The organism is Bacteroides hominis (genome assembly GCF_033042785.2).
Lineage (GTDB): Bacteria > Bacteroidota > Bacteroidia > Bacteroidales > Bacteroidaceae > Bacteroides > Bacteroides hominis.
The window spans coordinates 2,203,083-2,224,412 of record NZ_CP178829.1 but is presented as its reverse complement, the minus strand read 5'-3'; the positions used below and the strand labels follow the sequence as shown (position 1 = coordinate 2,224,412).

The window sequence follows — 21,330 nt, the reverse complement described above, 5'->3', positions numbered from 1 at the left end:
CCTTAACCGTAAATGATATTACCGTTTTCGTCTTTATATTCGTCCAGACCCTTTTCGTAAGTAGCCATCGCCCGAAGACTCATACCAACACTCGAGAAACCACCATCGTGGAACAGGTTCTGCATGGTCACCTTACGGGTAAGATCAGAGAACATTACGATGCAATAATCTGCACACTCGTCGGCAGAAGCATTGCCCAACGGAGACATGCGGTTGGCAAAATCGTACAGTTTATCCATGCCCTTCACACCGGAACCGGCTGTGGTAAAGGTAGGCGACTGAGAAATCGTATTTACACGTACATTGTGCTCACGACCATAAATGTAACCAAAGCTGCGGGCAATAGATTCAAGCAATGCCTTAGCGTCAGCCATATCGTTGTATCCATAGAAAGTACGCTGTGCAGCTACATAACTCAATGCCACGATAGAACCGTATTCGGCAATTGCGTTTTGTTTCTTGGCAGCCTGGATCATTTTATGGAATGAAACAGCTGAAACATCCAGGGTAGTGTTCAACATATTATAGTCGAGATCATCGTAAGTACGTTTCTTACGAACGTTCGGTGACATACCGATAGAGTGCAATACAAAATCAATCTGACCACCGAGAACTTCCATCGAGCGTTTAAATACGTTCTCCAAATCTTCTACGTTAGTGGCATCTGCAGCAATCACTTCGCAATTCAACTTCTCAGACAAAGCAGAAACCTGTCCCATGCGGACAGCAACAGGAGTATTTGATAATGTAATAACAGCACCTTCTTCAACGGCTCTTTCGGCTACTTTCCAGGCAATAGACTGCTCGTTTAATGCACCGAAAATAATACCTCTTTTTCCTTTCAACAAATTGTAACTCATACCTTTTAATGTTAAATTAGGTTGCAAAGATATAGATTTTCTGCATAAAAGCATGAAAAGTGTGCAAAGAAAAGACCGAAACCACAAAAAATACACTAAAATAGGGTATTTATTACATATAACAGCCACTCCTGTCACTACAAAGGCCGGATTATTAAAGCAACCGTCTGTCGCCTTAAATGACGGCAGCATTCGTCGTTAATGCCGGTTGCATTTACAGAGTCTCCTGCCCTGTCCATATCAGTAGTCCATAAGAGCAGATATATTATTCACAATTGTTTATCGGGATTGAAGATCAAAGAGATCGGTCGTGGAAACAAAGAAAGAGAAGTAAATCAAGAAAAATAAAAAAATAGCAAAGTTCTGATGGTACTTTACTATAACTGCTTTTCGCCATCAATGGGTTTTCTAATATTAAGTTAATAAACCCATTTTATTCGTAACAAATAGCTACCAACGGGACAAAGATAATAATATATTTTAATAAATCACAAACAACGCTTCTATTTTTTCAAATATATCATAAAAAAACATTTCGTCTAAGATATAATAACTCACTTATTTAAAAAAACAGGTAGACCTTTGGTAATTTAATAAATTAAAGTTATAAGGACTATTACAGGCAACCGACATTCACTATAATCAACTAATATACAACAGATAGCAGTTTTAGCGTTCAACACTTATCCGCACTCCTTTTACAGTATTTCTGTTTGTCATAATCAATTAAGTACCATCAGAACTTAATAGAAACTTGAAATTAGAAACAATTGTAAACATATGTCATAAATCACAATCAATACAACAACCCTAATAAAGAAGCTTATGAAATAAAACAGAGAAAAGACTTTAGCACAGATTCCGAAGGAACCGATTCCCCGGAAAATTTAAGAAACAAACTATTCAAAATGATGTTTAACCGAACAATTTAGTGTATGACAGAAAAAACTAACCTGTTTCCGAGCCTAATCCGGCTTCGAGAAACAAATCGCCTGAAAATGGCAATCGCTGCTTCTATCATGCTATGGTGCGCAACACCGCAGCAAGCAGCAGCCAATACTTACGAAGAACACGGAATTGAAACTGTACAGCAGGCCAACACCAAAGTGAAAGGTACAGTAGTGGACGAAACCGGAGAACCGATGATCGGTGTATCCGTTAAAGTCCTGGCAAATAACACAGGTACGATTACGAACCTGCAAGGGCAATTCTCTATCGATGCCCCCAAAGGAAGCAACATCGAAATCTCGTTCATCGGCTACAAAACCGTTACAGTAAAAGTAACCGGCGCTCCTATTAACGTTACCATGAAAGAAGACTCGCAACAACTGGATGAAGTGGTCGTTGTAGGTTATGGCTCACAGAAAAAAGTCAACGTGACAGGTGCCGTAGGTATGGTCAATTCCGAAGTGCTTGAGGCACGTCCGGTACAAAATGTATCACAAGCCCTGCAAGGTGTGGTACCGGGTTTGAACCTCTCGGTCAACAACGGTGGGGGTGCACTGGATAGTGAAATGAACATTAATATTCGTGGTACAGGTACTATCGGTGACGGTTCCGGTTCATCTCCATTAATATTAATCGACGGTATCGAAGGTAGCCTGAACACGGTAAACCCCAATGACATTGAATCTGTATCAGTGCTGAAAGATGCCGCATCAGCCTCTATCTATGGTGCACGTGCGGCATTCGGCGTGGTACTGGTAAAAACAAAAAGCGGACAGTCGGGAAAAGCAAGAGTTACCTATTCCGGTAATGTACGTTTCTCGGATGCAACCAATCTGCCTGAAATGCTGGACTCTTATACTTTTGCACAATATTTCAACCGTGCGGCATTAAATCACAATGGTGGAGCAGTTTTCAGTAAAGAGCAGCTGGAACGTATCAAGGCGTACCAGGATGGTACCCTTAAATCATCGGCGACCTTTGACGAACAGTCACGTAACTGGAACTACTATACAGGTTCAAATGCCAATACAGACTGGTTTAAGGAAGTATACGAAGACTGGGTTCCTTCCATGGATCATAACATCAGCATCAGTGGTGGTACGGATAAAACCCAATATATCGTCAGTGGAAGTTTTCTCGACCAAAAAGGCCTGATACGCCATGGGAAAGATACTTTCCAACGCTATACCCTGAATGGTAGAATAACAAGCAACATCACAGACTGGTTTACATTGGGATATTCAACAAAATGGACACGCGAAGATTTTGAACGTCCAAGTTATCTGACAGGACTGTTCTTCCACAATGTGGCACGCCGCTGGCCAACTGTACCCGTATATGATGACAACGGGTACCTGACCGGACCTTCTGAATTGATTCAACTGGAAGACGGAGGTAGGCAAATTAATCAAAAAGATCTTTTCACCCAACAATTGCAACTGACCTTCGAACCAATCAAGAATTGGAAAATTTATGTAGAAGGAAGTTTGCGTGTGACTGCCAATAACCAACATTGGGAAGTACTTCCCGTCTATCAACACAATGTAGATGGCGAACCGGTAGGTATGACTTGGGATGCAGGTGTGGGCAGTTATCCGATCGGCGGTTCAAAGGTATCTGAATACGCATATAAAGAAAATTATTACTCTACTAATATCTATTCGGATTACTTCAAGCAATTGGATAATGGGCACTACTTCAAAGCAATGGTAGGTTTCAACGCCGAATTGTACAAAGACCGTAGCGTGAATGCAGACAAATCGACCTTGATTACCCCTTCTGTACCGACTATCAACACGGCAGTAGGTGAACCCAGCGTAGCAGGCGGATACAGACACACTTCAGTAGCCGGCTTCTTCGCCCGCTTGAACTGGAACTACAAAGACCGTTATATGCTGGAAGCTAACGGACGTTATGACGGTTCTTCACGCTTCATAGGTGACAAACGCTGGGGCTTCTTCCCTTCTTTCTCCGGTGGATGGAATATCGCCCGCGAAGCATTCTTCGAAGAGGCTGCCAACAAGTTGAATATCGGAACCTTAAAACTAAGAGCATCGTGGGGACAGTTGGGTAATACCAATACCAATGATGCCTGGTATCCTTTCTACCAGACTTTACCCCAGGGACAGAATTACGGTTGGTTAGTGAACGGCACACGCCAGAACTATGCCAGCAACCCGGGTATCGTGAGCAGCGAAAAGACTTGGGAAACCATCGAGACGTGGGATGTGGGTTTAGACTGGGGATTACTCAATAACCGCCTGACAGGGTCATTCGATTATTTCGTACGTTATACTTACGACATGATTGCGACTGCTCCGGAACTTCCATCAATTTTAGGTACAGGTGTTCCTAAAATCAACAATGCCGACATGAAATCGTATGGCTTTGAGTTAGAAGTAGGATGGAGAGACAGAATCAAAAACTTCTCTTACGGAGTAAAATTCGTACTCTCGGATGCACAACAGAAGATCCTGAAATATAATAATCCGGATAAAAGCCTCAGCAATCCCTACTATGAAGGACAAAAATTAGGAGAGATCTGGGGATATAAAACGATCGGCATTGCACAAAGTGATGAAGAAATGAATCAGCACCTTGCCAACGCTAAACAACCGATGGGCCAAAAATGGGCAGCAGGTGACATCATGTATGCCGACCTCGACAACAGCGGTTCGGTAGACCAAGGCAACTACAAAGTGGGAGACTCGGGCGACTGGCAGATAATCGGTAATAACACACCTCGTTTCAACTACGGTATCACAATAGATGCCGCTTGGAAAGGTTTGGATTTCCGTGCTTTTGTGCAAGGTATCGGTAAACGTGACTACTGGCTGAATGGCCCGTACTTCTGGGGATTCTCCGGAGGCGGCGAATGGGCTTCTGCCGGATTCAAAGAGCACTGGGACTTCTGGCGTCCGGAAGGCGATCCTTTAGGAGCCAACACCAACGCTTATTTTCCACGTGTCATCCGTAATACATCAAAGAACCAACAACGTCAGACACGCTACTTACAGGATGCTTCGTATTGGCGCCTGAAAAATATCCAGATCGGATATACATTGCCCAAAGTATGGACAAAGAAAGCGGGAATGGAATCAGTACGCGTCTATGTATCAGGCGATAATTTACTGACTGTATCTGATATCACCGGAGTATTCGATCCGGAAAATCTCGGAACACAATGGACTGACCCGGGTAAAGTATATCCGTTACAGAAAGTGATTGCAATTGGTTTAACCGTAAATTTCTAAAAAACGAATCATTATGAAACTAAAAAACAGAATCATACAACTATGCGTACTGACAGGGGGAGTATTACTTTTCCCTTCGTGTAATGACTTTCTGGACAGAGAACCGCTGGATCAGGTTACGCCAGAATCTTATTTTCAGAATGCAGACCACCTGGCAGCCTACAGTATCTCACAATACCAAAGCTTGTTCTCAACACATGGCGGGTTCAATGCAGGTACCGTGAATAACGACGGAGCTACCGATAACATGGTTTCAGGTGAAAGTAGCGGAAGCGGAGTCCAAAACTACTATACCAAGGATGTATGGAAAACAGAAGCAGCCAATGGCAACTGGGATTTCTCTTTCTTCCGTTATTGCAACTACTTCTTTGAGAAAGTACTTCCCAAATATGAAGCAGGCGAAATATCGGGTAACGCCGATGACGTGAAACATTACATCGGTGAAATGTATTTTATCCGTGCATGGAAATATTTCCAGAAGCTAAGATTGTACGGAGACTATCCCATTATCACTGAAGTATTGCCGGACAACGCAGAAATACTGATAGAAAAAGGAGTGCGCCAACCACGTAATAAGGTGGCACGTTTTATTCTTGAAGATCTCGACAAAGCCGCCGAATATATGCATGACCACGGCTTTGCAGGCAATAACCGCCTGAATAAGCAGTGTGCATTGTTAATCAAATCGCGTGTAGCTCTCTATGAAGCCACTTTTGAGAAGTATCATCAAGGGACAGGACGTGTACCGGGTGATGCTAACTGGCCCGGCAAACGGGTTCATCCTGACTATAAATATGATGCTAACACAGAAATAAACTTCTTTCTGGATGAAGCCATGGCAGCTGCCGAACAAGTGGCTGATGTCGTCAAACTGACCGCTAACAGCGGTGTATTCAATCCGGCAAACGATAATGATATTTCCGGCTGGAATGATTATTTCGATATGTTCTCCGCCGAAGACATGAGCGGATTCGAAGAAGTACTCTTCTGGCGCGACTACTTCTCCGGCGATTTTACCATTGCGCACGGTGCTACAGCCTATATAGCTTCAGGAGGAAATAATGGAATGCTACGTAATTATGTTCAGTCTTTCTTAATGAAAGACGGCATGCCTTGGTATGCAGCTACTGCCGCATGCCCCTTCAAAGGTGACCAACGGGTAATGGACGAAAAAGCAAACCGAGACGAACGCCTGCAGCTCTTCCTGTTCGGCGAAGAAGATATGATACCAGCTGTATCGAATGCTACAACCAATGCAATGAAGACATATCAAGAATCGGATTATCCCAGGATAATTATAGCAGAATCAGAAGTTAGAGATTTGACTGGATACCGCATTCGTAAATGTCTCTCCTACGACCAGAAACAATACGTTTCAGGACAAGCACAATCAACAACCGGTTGCGTTATCTTCCGTGCAGTTGAAGCATACTTGAATTATTTGGAAGCCTATTGTCTGAAAAATAATGGAAATATTGCAGGCAAAGCTGCCGAATACTGGAGAGCCGTACGCATTCGTGCAGGGGTTGATCCGGATTTCAATAAAACCATTGCTGCAACAGATCTGAGCAAGGAAAACGACCTGGCTAAATATAAAGGTGAAAACGAAATGATCGATGCAACACTTTACAATATCCGCCGCGAACGCCGTTGTGAGTTTATTGGTGAAGGTATGCGTATGGACGACCTGATCCGTTGGAGATCATTAGACAGATTATTAGTTGAAAGATTCATTCCCGAAGGATTCAACTTCTGGGGAAGCGACGCTTACAAACGTTATGAAGGAGAAGATGCTAAATTTGAATACATCGAAGGTCCGGATAATGCAATGGCTAATGTTTCGTCCAGAAAGTTATCCAATTATTTACGTCCATATTCGGTTGTAAAAAAGAACAACGAAATATATGACGGCTATAGTTGGGCTAAAGCACATTATCTCTACCCGGTACCTATCCGGCAAATAGAGTTGTTATCCCCGTCAGGTGATATATCTTCGTCAGTTATCTATCAGAACCCATATTGGCCTGAAGAGAGAAATGCACAAGCTGTAGAGTAGATATATCTATTAAAAAAGTATTGATTTTTAGTATAATAATAAGATGTTGCGGTAAGAGATTTATAGCAACTACATAAGGTTTAAAAAAGGAAAAAAGGGAAGGGAGGTCCGTGAGGATGTCCCTTTTCTGTTAAATCATAATCGCATTGTACGTACATCAAAAAAGGAAAGCCGCCCGAATTTCTCCGAACGGCTGTCTTTTATATATACCATCTTCAAATGGCTTATTCCCATTCAATCGTTGCAGGTGGTTTTGAACTGATATCGTAGGTTACACGGTTTACACCTTTTACCTTATTTATAATATCATTTGACACTTTACCGAGGAATTCATAAGGCAAATGCGCCCAGTCGGCTGTCATGGCATCTGTTGAAGTCACAGCACGCAAAGCTACCGCACGCTCGTATGTACGTTCGTCTCCCATTACTCCTACAGACTGAACCGGAAGCAAGATAACACCTGCCTGCCATACCTGATCGTATAATCCCCAATCGCGTAAACCTTGAATGAAAATATCGTCAGCATCCTGCAAGATACGCACCTTTTCGGGAGTAATATCACCTAAAATACGAACCGCAAGTCCCGGCCCCGGGAAAGGATGACGGGTAATCAAGTGCTCGGGCATACCTAACTCACGGCCTACACGACGAACTTCATCCTTGAATAGCAAACGAAGCGGTTCACAAAGTTTCAGGTTCATCTTTTCAGGAAGTCCACCCACATTGTGGTGACTCTTGATAACAGTACCGGTGATGGAAAGAGACTCGATACAATCCGGATAGATAGTACCCTGAGCCAACCATTTCACATCTTTCAGTTTATGTGCCTCTTCATCGAATACATCGATAAAGCCTTTACCTATAATTTTACGTTTGCGTTCGGGCTCGGTTACACCTTCCAGTTCTGAGAAGAACTTACGGCTGGCATCTACACCGATCACATTCAGTCCGAGGCATTCGTAATCATGCATTACATTCTTGAATTCGTCTTTGCGGAGCATACCGTGGTCAACGAAAATACAAGTCAGATTCTTACCGATGGCCTTGTTGAGCAGCACAGCGGCTACTGAAGAATCAACTCCTCCGCTTAAGCCTAATACTACTTTGTCATTGCCCAACTGAGCCTTCAATTCGGCAACAGTACTTTCGATGAACGATGCCGGGCTCCAGTCCTGCTTGCATCCACATACATCGACAACGAAATTACGAAGCATCTGTGTACCGTCCTCACTGTGGAAAACTTCCGGATGGAACTGTACGCCCCACACTTGTTCACCTTCCACCTGATAAGCGGCAATAGCCACTTTGTCTGTAGACGCAATCGTTTTAAAATTCTCAGGAACAGCAGTAATGGTATCACCGTGGCTCATCCATACCTGCGTACCCTCTCTCACACCTTTGAACAACACATTGTCCTTGCAGAAAGAAGTCAGGTGAGCACGTCCATACTCACGGGTACCTGCCGGTTCTACTTTGCCACCATTGGTATACGCCATAAACTGTGCACCATAGCAGATGCCCAGAATGGGGTATTTACCTCTGATTTCGCTCAAATCAACCTTGAACGCACTCTCGTCATACACGGAGAAGGGGCTTCCCGACAGAATCACTCCCTTGACAGTTTCGTCGTCTTTGGGGAACTTGTTATAGGGGACAATCTCGCAATACGTATCCAACTCGCGCACCCGGCGACCGATAAGCTGCGTGGTCTGTGAACCGAAATCAAGTATTATAATTTTCTCTTGCATATATAGATATGTTATGAATTTGGCGCAAAATTACTGCTTTTCTTTCAATAAATCACGTATTTCAGTCAACAATATCTCTTCTTTTGTAGGTGCGGGCGGTGCAGCAGGAGCAGCAGGCGCCTCAGCTTTCTTCTGGGTCAGCTTTGTAATCAGTTTAATAAATAAGAATATAGAAAAAGCGATAATAAGAAAATCGAAAGTTGCTTGCAGAAAGTTACCATAATTCAAGGTAACAGCAGCCGCAGTTTCTTTCCCATCGGCTCCGTACTGCGCAGCTTTCATTACCCATTTCAAGTCCGTAAAGTTCACTCCCCCAATGAGTAACCCCAGGGGAGGCATAATGATATCGGCTACAACCGACGAAACGATTTTGCCAAAGGCACCACCAATAATCACACCGACAGCCATATCCACCACATTCCCTTTCATGGCGAAAGCTTTAAAGTCTTGTAAAAAAGTACTTTTTCCCATCTTTTTTTATATTTAATATGAATTTAATATGCGAATATAAAAACATTTTCTTACTTTTGCACCGCATTCTAATGAAACAAATGCGAATTTAGAAAAGTATTTGAACAAATATTATAAAACCCTTAAAAGTTTAAACAAAATGATTAAAGTAGGTATTAACGGTTTTGGCCGTATCGGACGTATGGTATTCCGTGCAGCAGTTAAGAACTTTGGTAACGACATTCAGATCGTAGGTATTAACGACTTGTTGGATGCTGAATACTTGGCATACATGCTGAAATATGATTCAGTACACGGTCGTTTTGAAGGCGAAGTTGCTGTAGAAGACGGTGCTCTGATTGTAAACGGAAACAAAATCCGTCTGACTGCAGAGATGGATCCTGCTAACTTGAAATGGAACGAAGTTGATGCTGACGTTGTAGTTGAATCAACTGGTTTCTTCCTGACTGACGAAACAGCTCGCAAACATATCCAGGCTGGTGCTAAGAAAGTTATCATGTCTGCTCCTTCTAAAGACTCTACTCCTATGTTCGTATATGGTGTAAACCACACTTCATACGCTGGACAGGACATTATCTCTAACGCTTCTTGTACTACTAACTGCTTGGCTCCTATCGCTAAAGTATTGAACGACAAGTTCGGTATCGTTAAAGGTTTGATGACTACAGTTCACGCTGCTACTGCTACTCAGAAAACAGTAGACGGTCCTTCTAAGAAAGACTGGAGAGGTGGCCGTGGTATCCTGGAAAACATCATCCCGTCTTCTACAGGTGCTGCTAAAGCTGTAGGTAAAGTATTGCCGGTATTGAACGGTAAACTGACTGGTATGGCATTCCGCGTTCCGACTTCTGACGTTTCTGTAGTTGACCTGACAGTTGTTTTGGAAAAAGCTGCTACAATGGAAGAAATCAACGCTGCTATGAAGGAAGCTTCTGAAGGCGAATTGAAGGGTATCCTGGGCTACACTGAAGATGCAGTTGTTTCAACTGACTTCCGTGGTTGCGCTAACACTTCAATCTACGACTCTAAAGCAGGTATCTCTTTGGATTCTAACTTCGCTAAAGTTGTTTCTTGGTATGACAACGAATGGGGTTACTCAAACAAAGTTTGTGAAATGGCTCGCGTTATCGCTGCTAAATAATCAAGCTAAGATACAATATATGGAAAGCTGTTTCGGGAAACCGGAACAGCTTTTTTATTTTACAGCTCACCCTAAAAGACGTACGAAGACACGGAATGCTTATTTTACAGTTCTGCACTTCTCTCCGTCTCCCATAGCAAAAACTACAGTGAAACACGTTAAATAAGAAGAAAACTATACGGAAGTCTGTGATACTCTGTGGTGAAATTTGTAATTTTGTAAATGTAACATTGATATTACTTGATATGACAAATATAGCAAATGCACAAAATCCATTCTTCGAGAAATATACAACTCCGCATGGAACCGTTCCTTTTGATAAAATAAAAACAGAACATTATGAACCGGCCATTCGCGAAGGTATCAGCCGTCAGGCAGCAGAAATAGATGCCATCGTCAACAATCCGGAAACTCCCACATTTGCTAACACCATTCTGGCCTACGAACAGTCCGGAGAATTACTCGACCGGGTAACAACCGTATTCGGCAATTTACGCAGTGCCGAAACTAATGATGACTTGCAGCAGATTGCCCAGGAAATGATGCCGCTGCTAAGTGAGCACAGCAATAACATCAGCCTGAACGAGGCACTGTTTGAACGCATCAAAGCTGTATACCTGCAGAAAGATTCTTTAGGACTGACCCCGGAACAAATGAAACTTCTGGAAAATGCCTATGACGGATTCATACGTCGCGGAGCCAACCTACAAGGCGAAGCCAAAGAAAAATACCGTGAATTAACCAGAGAGCTGAGCAAACTAACGTTGGACTTCAGCGAAAACAACCTGAAAGAGACCAATAACTATCAGCTGGCACTGACAGACAAGAGCCAACTGGACGGTCTGCCTGAAAGTGCTATAGAAGCCGCAGCCGAAACAGCACGGGAAAAAGGAGTGAATGGATGGGTATTCACACTGCATGCCCCCAGTTACATCCCCTTTATGACGTATGCCGACAACCGCGATTTACGCCGCGAACTCTATATGGCCTACAATACGAAGTGTACGCACAATAATGAATATAACAACCTGGAAATTGTAAAAAGGATAGTCAATATCCATATGGAAATCGCACAATTACTGGGTTATGACAATTATGCAGAGTATACACTGAAGAAACGCATGGCCGAAACCAGCGATGCTGTATATACCCTTCTCAACCAACTGCTGGATGCTTATACTCCCACAGCACGCAAAGAATATGAAGCAGTACAGGAGTTAGCCCGCAAAGAGCAGGGAGACGATTTTGAGATAATGCCCTGGGATTGGAGCTACTACTCCAACAAGCTGAAGGATCAGCAATTCAACATCAACGAAGAGATGCTTCGTCCCTACTTCGAACTGAACAAAGTGAAAGCGGGAGTCTTCGGATTAGCCACTCGATTATACGGAATCACATTCCACAAGAACCCCGATATTCCGGTATATCATAAGGATGTGGACGCTTATGAAGTAATGGACAAAGACGGTAATTTCCTTGCTGTGCTCTATACGGATTTTCACCCGCGTGAAGGTAAACGCTCCGGTGCCTGGATGACAGAATTCAAAGGCCAATGGATAGAAAGCACAGGCGAGAACAGTCGCCCGCACGTATCGGTAGTGATGAACTTCACCAAGCCGACAGAAAGTAAACCGGCTTTGTTGACTTATGACGAAGTAGAAACTTTCCTTCACGAGTTTGGACACGCTTTGCATGGAATGTTTGCCAACTCAACTTACCAAAGCCTGAGCGGGACGAATGTTTACTGGGATTTCGTAGAACTCCCCTCACAGATTATGGAAAACTTCGGCATCGAGAAAGAGTTTCTTCATACCTTTGCCAGCCATTATCAGACAGGAGAGCCTTTGCCCGACGAATTAATCCGGAGACTGGTAGATGCCTCTAACTTTAATGTAGCGTATGCCTGCCTCCGCCAAGTCAGCTTCGGTCTGCTGGACATGGCATGGTATACCCGCAACACTCCATTCGACGGAGACGTAAAAGAGTACGAACGCCAGGCATGGTCCAAAACACAGATACTGCCTATGGTACCGGAAACTTGTATGAGCACTCAGTTCTCACACATATTTGCCGGAGGATATTCGGCCGGATACTATAGCTACAAATGGGCGGAGGTTTTGGATGCGGATGCGTTCTCTCTGTTCAAGCAAAAAGGAATCTTCAACAAAGACGTAGCTGACTCCTTCCGAAGTAACATCTTGTCGAAAGGAGGAACAGAACACCCGATGGTACTATATAAACGTTTCCGGGGACAAGAACCTACCATCGATGCATTACTTATCAGAAACGGAATAAAAAAATAGAAAGATATGAAATATAAATACTTATTATTACTACTTTTGATGCTCCCTTTTGTATGCGGATGCAATGATTCGGACGATGTGAATGGTATCTTTACCGGAAAAGTATGGAAACTGACGTACATAACCAAAAAGAATGATCATAAACCTTATGATTTCTGGGGTGACAAAGATAAATACGAGCAGTCCATCAAGAATTATATCAATAAGGAGGGTGCATACACCATCAAGTTTGAGGGAGAAAACATAGACAATGTCATCAGCGGAAAATTTAACGGAACGCTTCTGACACATACCTATACAGGAACCTGGAGCGCCAACGGTGAAAGCAATGCCTTCTCCGCCTCAGTAAAAGGTTCTGAAAGTGATCCGTTAGGATTCAGCAACAAGTTTGTCGAAGGACTCAACAGAGCTACTTCGTATAAAGGAAATTACGACAACCTTTTCATCTATTACAAGGATGAGGGAGGCAGGGACTTATGTCTTGTATTTCATGTTGATAAATAATATAGCAGCGAATGGACACAGCAAACAGAAAACAATCAGATTTAGACAAACGTTATATCCGAATGGCTGCCATCTGGTCGGAAAATTCTTATTGTCAGCGCCGTAAGGTTGGAGCGCTGATTGTCAAAGATAAGATGATTATCTCGGACGGATACAATGGGACACCATCGGGCTTTGAGAATATTTGTGAAGATGATAACAATGTGACTAAACCCTATGTCCTGCACGCCGAGGCCAACGCCATCACCAAAATAGCACGCTCCAACAACAGCAGTGACGGAGCCACGATGTATGTTACAGCTTCGCCTTGCATCGAATGTGCTAAACTCATTATACAGGCAGGCATCAAACGAGTGGTATACTCCGAGCACTACCGCCTGGAAGACGGAATAGAATTGCTGAAACGTGCAGGTATCGAAGTCGTTTTCGTCGATACAAGTGAAAAATGAAACAACATACATAAACAACTGACTACAACACAGCTCTACCCTGCAGTTTGTCGTCTGTAGCCAATAATGATTAAAGATATGAGTACAAAGAACTCTTCACGATTTACCCCTGTCATCATTGCTATCAGTGTGGTAATCGGAATTCTGATAGGTACATTTTATGCCAAGCACTTTGCCGGCAACCGGCTCGGCATTATCAACGGATCTTCAAACAAGTTGAATGCCCTGCTACGCATTGTCGACGACCAGTACGTGGACACTGTCAACATGACCGACCTCGTGGAGAAGGCAATGCCACAGATTCTGGCAGAGTTGGATCCCCACTCCACCTACATCCCGGCACAAAATCTGGAAGAAGTGACATCGGAACTGGAAGGCAGTTTCAGCGGTATCGGTATCCAGTTCACCATCCAGGACGACACCATACACGTGAACAGCGTTATTCAGGGAGGTCCTTCGGAAAAAGTAGGACTGATGGCAGGTGACCGCATCGTAATGGTGGACGACAGTTTATTCGTAGGGAAGAAAGTGACCAATGAACGTGCCATGCGCACTCTGAAAGGCCCGAAGGGTACTCAAGTGAAACTGGGCGTGAAACGTGCTACAGAGAAAGAACTTCTGAACTTCACCATCACACGTGGTGATATTCCGCAAAACACCATCGACGCAGCTTATATGCTGACAGATGACTTCGGCTATATACAAGTCAGTAAATTCGGTCGTACCACACATGTGGAACTACTGAACGCTATTGCTCTCCTGAATCATAAGAACTGCAAAGGGCTGATTATCGACTTACGTGGCAACACAGGAGGATACATGGAAGCCGCAGTGCGCATGGTCAACGAATTCCTACCCGAAGGTAAACTGATCGTATACACAGAAGGACGCAAATATCCTCGTGCCGACGAGTTTGCCAACGGAACAGGCAGCTGCCAAAAGATGCCTATCATCGTACTGATCGACGAAGGTTCGGCTTCAGCCAGCGAAATCTTTACCGGTGCTATCCAGGATAACGACCGCGGTATGGTTGTAGGACGCCGTTCGTTCGGCAAAGGTCTGGTACAGCAACCCATCGATTTCAGCGACGGCTCAGCTATCCGCCTGACCATTGCCCGCTACTATACTCCATCCGGACGCTGTATCCAACGTCCTTACCAGAATGGCAAAGACCGCAACTACGAAATGGATTGGCTGACGCGTTATGAACATGGAGAATACTTCTCGAAAGACAGTATCAAGCTCGACGAAAATCTGCGCTACTCTACAGCTCTGGGACGTCCGGTATACGGTGGTGGCGGTATCATGCCAGATGTATTCGTTCCACAAGATACAACGGGTGTTACTTCATATCTGACCGAGGTACTGAGTAAGGGACTTACCATTCAGTTCACGTTCCACTATACGGATAACAACCGCGATAAGCTGAAGAAATATGAAGATGAAGAATCATTGTTGAACTACCTGCGCCGCCAGGGACTGGTCGAACAGTTCATACGCTATGCTGACAGCAAAGGAGTCAAACGGAGAAATATTCTGATTCAGAAATCATATAAGTTACTGGAAAAGAGCATTTACGGTAATATCATCTACAATATGCTGGGAAAAGAAGCCTATATTCAATATCTCAACCAAAGCGATCAGACTGTGAAAAAGGCTGTCGAACTACTTGAGAGCGGAGAAGCATTCCCCAAGGCTCCCGTCAGCGTAGAACCTCAAAAGGAGGAAAAGAAAGATGGAAAGAAAAAAACAACTGCGCAAGTGGATAGCACAGGAGAAGAAGAAATACTCCGACTCTACGCTTAAGGCATTGTCGGAGAAGGTGCTAACCACCCTTGAAGCATACCCTGAATTCCAAAAAGGGCATACCATACTGCTCTATCACTCAATGAAGGACGAAGTACAGACTCACGCCTTCATTGAGAAATGGAGCCGGTCAAAGAAAATTATACTTCCCGTAGTGATAGGTGACGAATTGGAACTACGTGTCTACACAGGACCTCAGGATCTTGCCATAAGTTCGTATGGCATTGCCGAACCGACAGGAACACGATTCACCGATTACCGAGCGATCGATCTGGCAGTCATTCCGGGTGTCGCTTTTGATCGGCACGGACATCGTTTAGGGCGCGGCAAAGGTTATTATGACCGTTTACTCCCTCAGATCGCGGCACCCAAAGCCGGAATTTGTTTCCCGTTTCAATTGATTGAAGAAGTTCCTGCAGAAGAATTTGACTTCCGCATGGATACCGTCATAGCACAATGAAAACGAATTATCATACACATACCACTCGCTGTATGCATGCCGTAGGAAACGACGAAGACTATGTGCGCAGCGCTATCAAAGGTGGTTTTCAGGAACTGGGCTTCTCTGACCATAGTCCGTGGAAGTATCATACGGACTTTGTATCAGATATACGTATGCTGCCAGAGGAATTACCGGAATACGTAGAAAGTATCCGCGCCTTGAAAGAAAAATACCGCAACCGGATCAGTATCAGAATCGGATTGGAATGCGAATATTTTCCCGAATACACCCATTGGCTGAAAGAAATCATTAGAGAGTACCGGTTGGACTACATCCTTTTTGGGAACCATCATTACCACACCGACGAAAAGTTTCCATACTTCGGACACCACACTACCAACCGGGACATGCTCGACCTCTATAAGGAAAGCTCTATTGAAGGAATGGAGAGCGGACTATTCGCCTATCTGGCCCACCCCGACCTCTTTATGCGCTCCTATCCGGAATTCGATACACATTGTACCAGCATTAGCCGCCACATCTGCCGGGCTGCGGCACGACTGAACATCCCGTTGGAATACAATGTCGGTTATATGGCCACCAATGAAGCCCGGGGAATAATGACCTATCCCTGTCCACAGTTTTGGCACATTGCGGCCAATGAAGGATGTACAGCCATCATCGGACTGGATGCACACAACAATCTCGATTTAGAAAATCCGGTCTATTACGACCGGGCTTGCAAAGAGCTGAAAGAGTTGAAAATGCCGGTCATAGATACCATTCCATTCCTGGAATATTAAGCAAACAACGTTTCACTGAAACAGAGGCTTTATCCACTCCGGACAGAAGCTCTGTTAACCAAGAACGAAGGCTCTGTTTGTATCAAACAGAGCCTTCGTTCTTGGTAGAGATAACGGCTGTCAGCGAAAAATAATATTAGTAATCACCGTAGCACCGACTTTCTGGTTAAGATTACGAACCAGCAGTTCCCTTCCCATCATCAACTCCTGACGAAGGGCAGCAGAAGTCAAATGCACATATAATACTTGATTACGAATATATAAATCTCTTGTATACGACATTATGGTAGGTCCCAACACTGTTTCCCAAGAATCCAGCAAACGCTGTTCGTTCAGTGGAGATTCCAGACTCTCTTGACGTAGATATTTCTGAATCAGTTTGCCAATAGGCTCCGCATCATTCCGTTTCATTGGTCTTTTTCCTCCATTTCATTAATTGCCCCGTTTTCTACACGGAACATTTTATAATCACTGCCTACCTTATATAATATACGATCCAAATGCTCACGATTTGTATCCGTTATAAAAATCTGCCCGAAATTGTCACCCGCTACCAACTTCACGATTTGTTCTACGCGCGAAGCATCCAGCTTGTCGAAAATATCATCCAACAGCAACAAAGGCACCGTGCTTCCCGTACGTTTCAGAAAATCAAACTGGGCAAGCTTCAACGCTACCAGATAAGTCTTGTTCTGCCCCTGTGAACCTTCCCTTTTAATGGGAAAGTCACCCAGTAACATATTCAACTCGTCCTTATGTATCCCCCGGAGTGAATATCCCATAATCTTATCCCGTACCCGACTCTCCTTCAAGACTTCAAGCAGAGCCCCCCCCCTTGCATGTGACTCGTAAGTCAGCCCTACCTGCTCCTTATCCTGCGAGATATACGAATAGAATGACTGGAATATAGGGATAAACTCACTGATGAATGCCTCCCGCTTCCGGAACACCACCTCACCGGCCTGTGCCATCATTTCCTCCCAAACCAAAAACAATTCTTCTTCCACCGGCTGTTCACTCTTCAGCAGCGTATTTCGTTGCACCAATGCTTTATTGTAACGGATCAAAGCATCCAGATACTCTTTGTCATACTGTGAAATAACCACATCCATAAACCGGCGCCGCTCGTCACTACCACCGGCTATCAATTCAGAATCGGCCGGCGAAACCATTACCAAGGGAATAAATCCGATGTGATCCGACAAACGGGAATATTCTTTCTTATTGCGTTTGAATTGTTTTTTCGACCTGCGCTTCATTCCACAATAAATCTCCTCAGGCGTTCCGTCCATCGCCTCGTAGAACCCCTGAATCACAAAAAAGTCCTGTTCGTGACAAATATTCTGCGAATCAATCGGATTTCCGGCACTTTTACAAAAAGACAGAAAGTAGACAGCATCGAGCAGGTTGGTTTTTCCCATCCCGTTCTGTCCGAAAAAGCAGTTCAACTTAGCCGAGAAATTCAGTTCCACCTGCTCCAGATTCTTATAATTCAGTATAGATATACGCTTCAGTATCATGTATGCACATTGAGTTTGGTTACAAAAGTAGAAAGATTTTCGGGGTTTTAGGCCGTAAAACAAAAAAAGATGCCTCTAAATTTCGTTTATATATATAAAAAAACTACTTTTGCTGACCAAAATATCCAGTTGAAAAAATAACAAAAAGAATCATATAAAAATGGCAGAACAAAAGAACCACAACAACGAACTGAATGTGGAAGATGCACTGACACAGTCGGAAGCATTTCTTGTTAAAAACAAAAAAGCAATCATTGGCGCCGTTGTAGCCGTAATCGTAATCGTAGCAGGTGCAATCCTCTACAAGAATTTCTACGCAGAACCTCGTGAAGAAAAAGCACAGGCTGCTCTTTTCAAAAGCGAACAGTACTTTGAGCAAAGTGCATACGAACAAGCACTGAACGGTGATAGCATCGGTTCTATCGGTTTCCTGAAAGTAGCCGATCAATTCAGCGGAACCAAAGCAGCCAATCTGGCAAAGGCATACGCCGGTATCTGCTACCAGAATTTAGGTAAATATGAAGAAGCCATCAAAGCACTTGACGGTTTCAGTGGAGACGACCAAATGGTAGCTCCTGCCATTCAAGGTGCCATTGGTAACTGCTACGCTCAGTTAGGTCAGCTCGATAAAGCAACTTCCGCTCTTCTGAAAGCAGCAGATCATGCAGACAACAGCACACTGAGCCCTATCTTCCTGCTCCAAGCCGGAGAAATTCTGATGAAGCAAGGCAAGAACGAAGAAGCAGTAAAAGCCTTCACCAAAATTAAGGACAAATACTTCCAGTCTTATCAGGCAATGGATATCGATAAATACATTGAGCAAGCTAAACTGCTGAAAAAATAATAACGGGGTATACACCTTATTATATAGAAAGCTACCCAAACCAATCTGGGTAGCTTTTTTTCACCAACCAAAAATATATAGATTATGGCAACAGCATATCATAACTTATCTGATTACGATTTTAATTCGGTTCCGAATGCAGAAGAAATGAAATTCGGTATCGTTGTTTCCGAATGGAATGCTAACATCACCGGTGCCCTGCTGGACGGAGCTGTGAAAACTTTGAAGAAACATGGAGCCAAAGAAGAAAATATCCTGGTAAAAACAGTCCCCGGAAGTTTCGAACTTACCTTCGGCGCTAATCAGATGATGGAAAATAGCGATATAGATGCAATTATTATCATTGGTTGCGTAATTAAAGGAGATACTCCACATTTTGACTATGTTTGCATGGGAGTGACACAAGGCGTAGCGCAACTGAACGCAACTGGCGATATACCAGTTATTTACGGATTAATTACCACCAACACTATGGAGCAGGCAGAAGACAGAGCCGGCGGCAAACTGGGTAATAAAGGAGACGAATGTGCAATTACTGCAATAAAAATGATCGATTTTGTTTGGAGTTTAAATAAATAGTTGTATCTTTGCATCGCAATTGAGAAACAAACCTACTTAAGAGAAAGCAAAGGGACTCAAAAGCAAACAAAAGGGCAAATACCAGAGTGGCCAAATGGGGCAGACTGTAAATCTGCTGTCTTTCGACTTCGGTGGTTCGAATCCATCTTTGCCCACAAAAATTGCGGAAGTAGCTCAGTTGATAGAGCATTAGCCTTCCAAGCTGAGGGTCGCGGGTTTGAGCCCCGTCTTCCGCTCTAAAGAGAATCTGAGAAATTAGATTCTCTTTTTTTATATATAACCCTAACATCCTAACCACATATGAGAACTCCTTCACAAACACATGTGCTCGGACTGGCACATCCTCCCATACCCATTGTGCGCCTTGCTTTCATTGGGCTTGGCAATAGAGGTGTATTGACTTTACAGCGTTATCTGCAAATCGAAGGAATCGAAATCAAAGCACTTTGCGAAATCAGGGAAGGTAACCTAACTAAAGCGCAGAAAATTCTCCGGGAAGCAGGCTATCCCCAACCGGATGGTTATACCGGGCCGGATGGATGGAAACAAATGTGTGAACGGAATGATATTGACCTGGTGTTTATCTGTACCGATTGGCTGACACATACTCCCATGGCAGTTTATGCTATGGAACACGGTAAACACGTAGCTATCGAAGTTCCGGCAGCCATGACCGTAGAAGAATGCTGGAAGCTGGTAGATACAGCCGAGAAGACAAGGCAACACTGTATGATGCTTGAAAACTGTTGCTACGATCCATTTGCATTGACCACACTGAATATGGCACAACAGGGTGTATTCGGAGAGATAACGCACGTAGAGGGAGCATACATACATGATCTGCGCTCTATCTACTTCGCCGACGAAAGTAAAGGAGGATTTCACAATCATTGGGGAAGGAAATATAGTATAGAGCATACCGGTAACCCCTATCCTACTCACGGCTTAGGCCCCATTTGCCAGGTACTGAATATTCATCGGGGAGACCGCATGAATTATCTCGTTTCATTATCGAGTCTGCAAGCCGGCATGACGTCGTACGCCCGTAAGACATTCGGAGAAAATTCTCCCGAAGCCCATCAAAAGTATCGGTTGGGAGATATGAACACCACCTTGATTCACACAATGAAAGGCAAGAGTATCATGGTTCAGTATAATGTCGTCACTCCACGCCCGTACAGCCGCCTCCATACAATCTGTGGTACGGAAGGCTTTGCCCAGAAGTATCCCGTTCCCTGTATCGCCCTTGAGCCCGATGCAAGTGCTCCTCTCGAAAGAAAAGCGCTTGAAGATATTATGGAACGCTACAAACACCCTTTTACAGCTACTTACGGTGCAGAAGCCCATCGGAGAAATCTGCCCAATGAAATGAATTATGTCATGGATTGCCGTTTGATTCATTGCCTGCGCAACGGGCTCCCATTGGATATGGATGTATACGATGCCGCCGAATGGTCATGCATCACAGAACTAAGCGAGCAATCGGTATTAAACGGTAGTATTCCTGTAGAAATACCGGATTTTACAAGAGGAGCATGGGAAAATAATTAAAACTATATAAAAACAAGAAAAGGGACCGGTTTTAAAACCGATCCCTTTTTT

At 43.9% G+C, this 21,330-nt stretch carries 17 protein-coding genes and 2 tRNA genes; 14 read left to right on the top strand and 5 right to left on the bottom strand.

The features are described 5' to 3' along the window. Positions 1–2: 2 nt before the first annotated feature. Complete coding sequence (locus tag R3O62_RS09255; RefSeq protein ID WP_005775707.1) at positions 3–860, bottom strand: enoyl-ACP reductase FabI; 858 nt, start codon at positions 858–860, stop codon at positions 3–5. A 935-nt stretch (positions 861–1,795) separates the two neighbouring features. On the opposite strand from R3O62_RS09255, the gene R3O62_RS09250 reads away from it, so the two are divergent. Together R3O62_RS09250 and R3O62_RS09245 are read left to right on the top strand one after the other, a co-directional pair. Then, the gene (locus R3O62_RS09250; RefSeq protein WP_032531786.1) at positions 1,796–5,062 is read left to right on the top strand and encodes a SusC/RagA family TonB-linked outer membrane protein; all 3,267 of its coding nucleotides are present in this window, start codon (positions 1,796–1,798) and stop codon (positions 5,060–5,062) included. A gap of 13 nt (positions 5,063–5,075) precedes the next feature. Then, on the top strand, positions 5,076–7,118 hold the full coding sequence (locus R3O62_RS09245; RefSeq protein WP_032531785.1) for a RagB/SusD family nutrient uptake outer membrane protein: 2,043 nt from the start codon (positions 5,076–5,078) through the stop codon (positions 7,116–7,118). 224 nt (positions 7,119–7,342) lie between these two features. On the opposite strand, the gene guaA is transcribed toward R3O62_RS09245, so the two are convergent. Together guaA and mscL are read right to left on the bottom strand one after the other, a co-directional pair. Then, positions 7,343–8,866, bottom strand: a complete 1,524-nt coding sequence (gene guaA, locus R3O62_RS09240; protein WP_005775702.1) for a glutamine-hydrolyzing GMP synthase — start codon at positions 8,864–8,866, stop codon at positions 7,343–7,345. Positions 8,867–8,896: 30 nt separating this feature from the next. Beyond that, positions 8,897–9,337, bottom strand: a complete 441-nt coding sequence (mscL, locus tag R3O62_RS09235) for a large-conductance mechanosensitive channel protein MscL (RefSeq protein ID WP_005775701.1) — start codon at positions 9,335–9,337, stop codon at positions 8,897–8,899. A 139-nt stretch (positions 9,338–9,476) separates the two neighbouring features. Here mscL and gap point away from each other — a divergent pair, with 139 nt between their 5' ends. The 7 genes from gap (at position 9,477) to R3O62_RS09200 (ending at position 16,785) form a co-directional block, all read left to right on the top strand. Next, positions 9,477–10,478 carry a type I glyceraldehyde-3-phosphate dehydrogenase gene (gap, locus tag R3O62_RS09230; protein ID WP_005775699.1) on the top strand — a complete coding sequence of 334 codons (1,002 nt, stop codon included), beginning with the start codon at positions 9,477–9,479 and terminating at the stop codon, positions 10,476–10,478. A 245-nt stretch (positions 10,479–10,723) separates the two neighbouring features. Beyond that, on the top strand, positions 10,724–12,781 hold the full coding sequence (locus R3O62_RS09225; protein WP_317472921.1) for a M3 family metallopeptidase: 2,058 nt from the start codon (positions 10,724–10,726) through the stop codon (positions 12,779–12,781). Between the two features lie 6 nt (positions 12,782–12,787). Then, a complete protein-coding gene (locus R3O62_RS09220; RefSeq protein WP_005775696.1) occupies positions 12,788–13,285 on the top strand; it encodes a DUF4847 domain-containing protein in 498 nt (165 codons plus the stop codon). A gap of 11 nt (positions 13,286–13,296) precedes the next feature. After that, positions 13,297–13,734, top strand: a complete 438-nt coding sequence (locus R3O62_RS09215) for a dCMP deaminase family protein (protein WP_005775695.1) — start codon at positions 13,297–13,299, stop codon at positions 13,732–13,734. Between the two features lie 78 nt (positions 13,735–13,812). Further along, complete coding sequence (locus R3O62_RS09210; protein ID WP_005810117.1) at positions 13,813–15,540, top strand: S41 family peptidase; 1,728 nt, start codon at positions 13,813–13,815, stop codon at positions 15,538–15,540. Further along, entirely contained in the window at positions 15,470–16,000 is a 531-nt protein-coding gene (locus tag R3O62_RS09205; protein WP_032535650.1) for a 5-formyltetrahydrofolate cyclo-ligase, read from the top strand. Before R3O62_RS09210 ends, R3O62_RS09205 begins: the two co-directional genes overlap by 71 nt. Further along, positions 15,997–16,785 (top strand): histidinol-phosphatase, encoded by a 789-nt coding sequence (locus tag R3O62_RS09200; RefSeq protein WP_005810120.1) that lies wholly within the window; start codon positions 15,997–15,999, stop codon positions 16,783–16,785. Before R3O62_RS09205 ends, R3O62_RS09200 begins: the two co-directional genes overlap by 4 nt. Before the next feature lie 120 nt (positions 16,786–16,905). Here R3O62_RS09200 and R3O62_RS09195 read toward each other — a convergent pair whose 3' ends face one another. After that, positions 16,906–17,196, bottom strand: a complete 291-nt coding sequence (locus tag R3O62_RS09195; protein WP_005775689.1) for a DciA family protein — start codon at positions 17,194–17,196, stop codon at positions 16,906–16,908. Then, complete coding sequence (gene recF, locus R3O62_RS09190; RefSeq protein ID WP_032539676.1) at positions 17,193–18,305, bottom strand: DNA replication/repair protein RecF; 1,113 nt, start codon at positions 18,303–18,305, stop codon at positions 17,193–17,195. Before recF ends, R3O62_RS09195 begins: the two co-directional genes overlap by 4 nt. Positions 18,306–18,465: 160 nt before the next feature. On the opposite strand from recF, the gene R3O62_RS09185 reads away from it, so the two are divergent. The 5 genes from R3O62_RS09185 to R3O62_RS09165 all read left to right on the top strand — a co-directional run bounded on the left by R3O62_RS09185 (position 18,466) and on the right by R3O62_RS09165 (position 21,279). Next, positions 18,466–19,149 (top strand): tetratricopeptide repeat protein, encoded by a 684-nt coding sequence (locus tag R3O62_RS09185; RefSeq protein ID WP_005785232.1) that lies wholly within the window; start codon positions 18,466–18,468, stop codon positions 19,147–19,149. 84 nt (positions 19,150–19,233) lie between these two features. Beyond that, entirely contained in the window at positions 19,234–19,728 is a 495-nt protein-coding gene (ribH, locus tag R3O62_RS09180; protein WP_005785230.1) for a 6,7-dimethyl-8-ribityllumazine synthase, read from the top strand. Positions 19,729–19,800: 72 nt separating this feature from the next. Continuing rightward, positions 19,801–19,883 (top strand) — tRNA-Tyr (locus R3O62_RS09175). A gap of 8 nt (positions 19,884–19,891) precedes the next feature. Further along, positions 19,892–19,964, top strand: a tRNA-Gly gene (locus R3O62_RS09170). 64 nt (positions 19,965–20,028) lie between these two features. After that, positions 20,029–21,279, top strand: coding sequence for a Gfo/Idh/MocA family protein (locus R3O62_RS09165; protein WP_032531781.1), 1,251 nt, complete (start codon positions 20,029–20,031; stop codon positions 21,277–21,279). Positions 21,280–21,330: the final 51 nt, after the last annotated feature.

What these genes read in the sequence shown, in the direction of transcription:
- R3O62_RS09250 (WP_032531786.1), top strand. Translation starts at nt 1,796, where the DNA reads ATGACAGAAAAAACTAACCTGTTTCCGAGCCTAATCCGGCTTCGAGAA.
- gap (WP_005775699.1), top strand. Translation starts at nt 9,477, where the DNA reads ATGATTAAAGTAGGTATTAACGGTTTTGGCCGTATCGGACGTATGGTA.
- R3O62_RS09220 (WP_005775696.1), top strand. Translation starts at nt 12,788, where the DNA reads ATGAAATATAAATACTTATTATTACTACTTTTGATGCTCCCTTTTGTA.
- R3O62_RS09200 (WP_005810120.1), top strand. Translation starts at nt 15,997, where the DNA reads ATGAAAACGAATTATCATACACATACCACTCGCTGTATGCATGCCGTA.
- R3O62_RS09185 (WP_005785232.1), top strand. Translation starts at nt 18,466, where the DNA reads ATGGCAGAACAAAAGAACCACAACAACGAACTGAATGTGGAAGATGCA.
- R3O62_RS09215 (WP_005775695.1), top strand. Translation starts at nt 13,297, where the DNA reads ATGGACACAGCAAACAGAAAACAATCAGATTTAGACAAACGTTATATC.
- R3O62_RS09225 (WP_317472921.1), top strand. Translation starts at nt 10,724, where the DNA reads ATGACAAATATAGCAAATGCACAAAATCCATTCTTCGAGAAATATACA.
- R3O62_RS09205 (WP_032535650.1), top strand. Translation starts at nt 15,470, where the DNA reads ATGGAAAGAAAAAAACAACTGCGCAAGTGGATAGCACAGGAGAAGAAG.
- R3O62_RS09165 (WP_032531781.1), top strand. Translation starts at nt 20,029, where the DNA reads ATGAGAACTCCTTCACAAACACATGTGCTCGGACTGGCACATCCTCCC.
- R3O62_RS09195 (WP_005775689.1), bottom strand. Translation starts at nt 17,196, where the DNA reads ATGAAACGGAATGATGCGGAGCCTATTGGCAAACTGATTCAGAAATAT.
- R3O62_RS09245 (WP_032531785.1), top strand. Translation starts at nt 5,076, where the DNA reads ATGAAACTAAAAAACAGAATCATACAACTATGCGTACTGACAGGGGGA.
- R3O62_RS09210 (WP_005810117.1), top strand. Translation starts at nt 13,813, where the DNA reads ATGAGTACAAAGAACTCTTCACGATTTACCCCTGTCATCATTGCTATC.
- mscL (WP_005775701.1), bottom strand. Translation starts at nt 9,337, where the DNA reads ATGGGAAAAAGTACTTTTTTACAAGACTTTAAAGCTTTCGCCATGAAA.
- recF (WP_032539676.1), bottom strand. Translation starts at nt 18,305, where the DNA reads ATGATACTGAAGCGTATATCTATACTGAATTATAAGAATCTGGAGCAG.
- guaA (WP_005775702.1), bottom strand. Translation starts at nt 8,866, where the DNA reads ATGCAAGAGAAAATTATAATACTTGATTTCGGTTCACAGACCACGCAG.
- R3O62_RS09255 (WP_005775707.1), bottom strand. Translation starts at nt 860, where the DNA reads ATGAGTTACAATTTGTTGAAAGGAAAAAGAGGTATTATTTTCGGTGCA.
- ribH (WP_005785230.1), top strand. Translation starts at nt 19,234, where the DNA reads ATGGCAACAGCATATCATAACTTATCTGATTACGATTTTAATTCGGTT.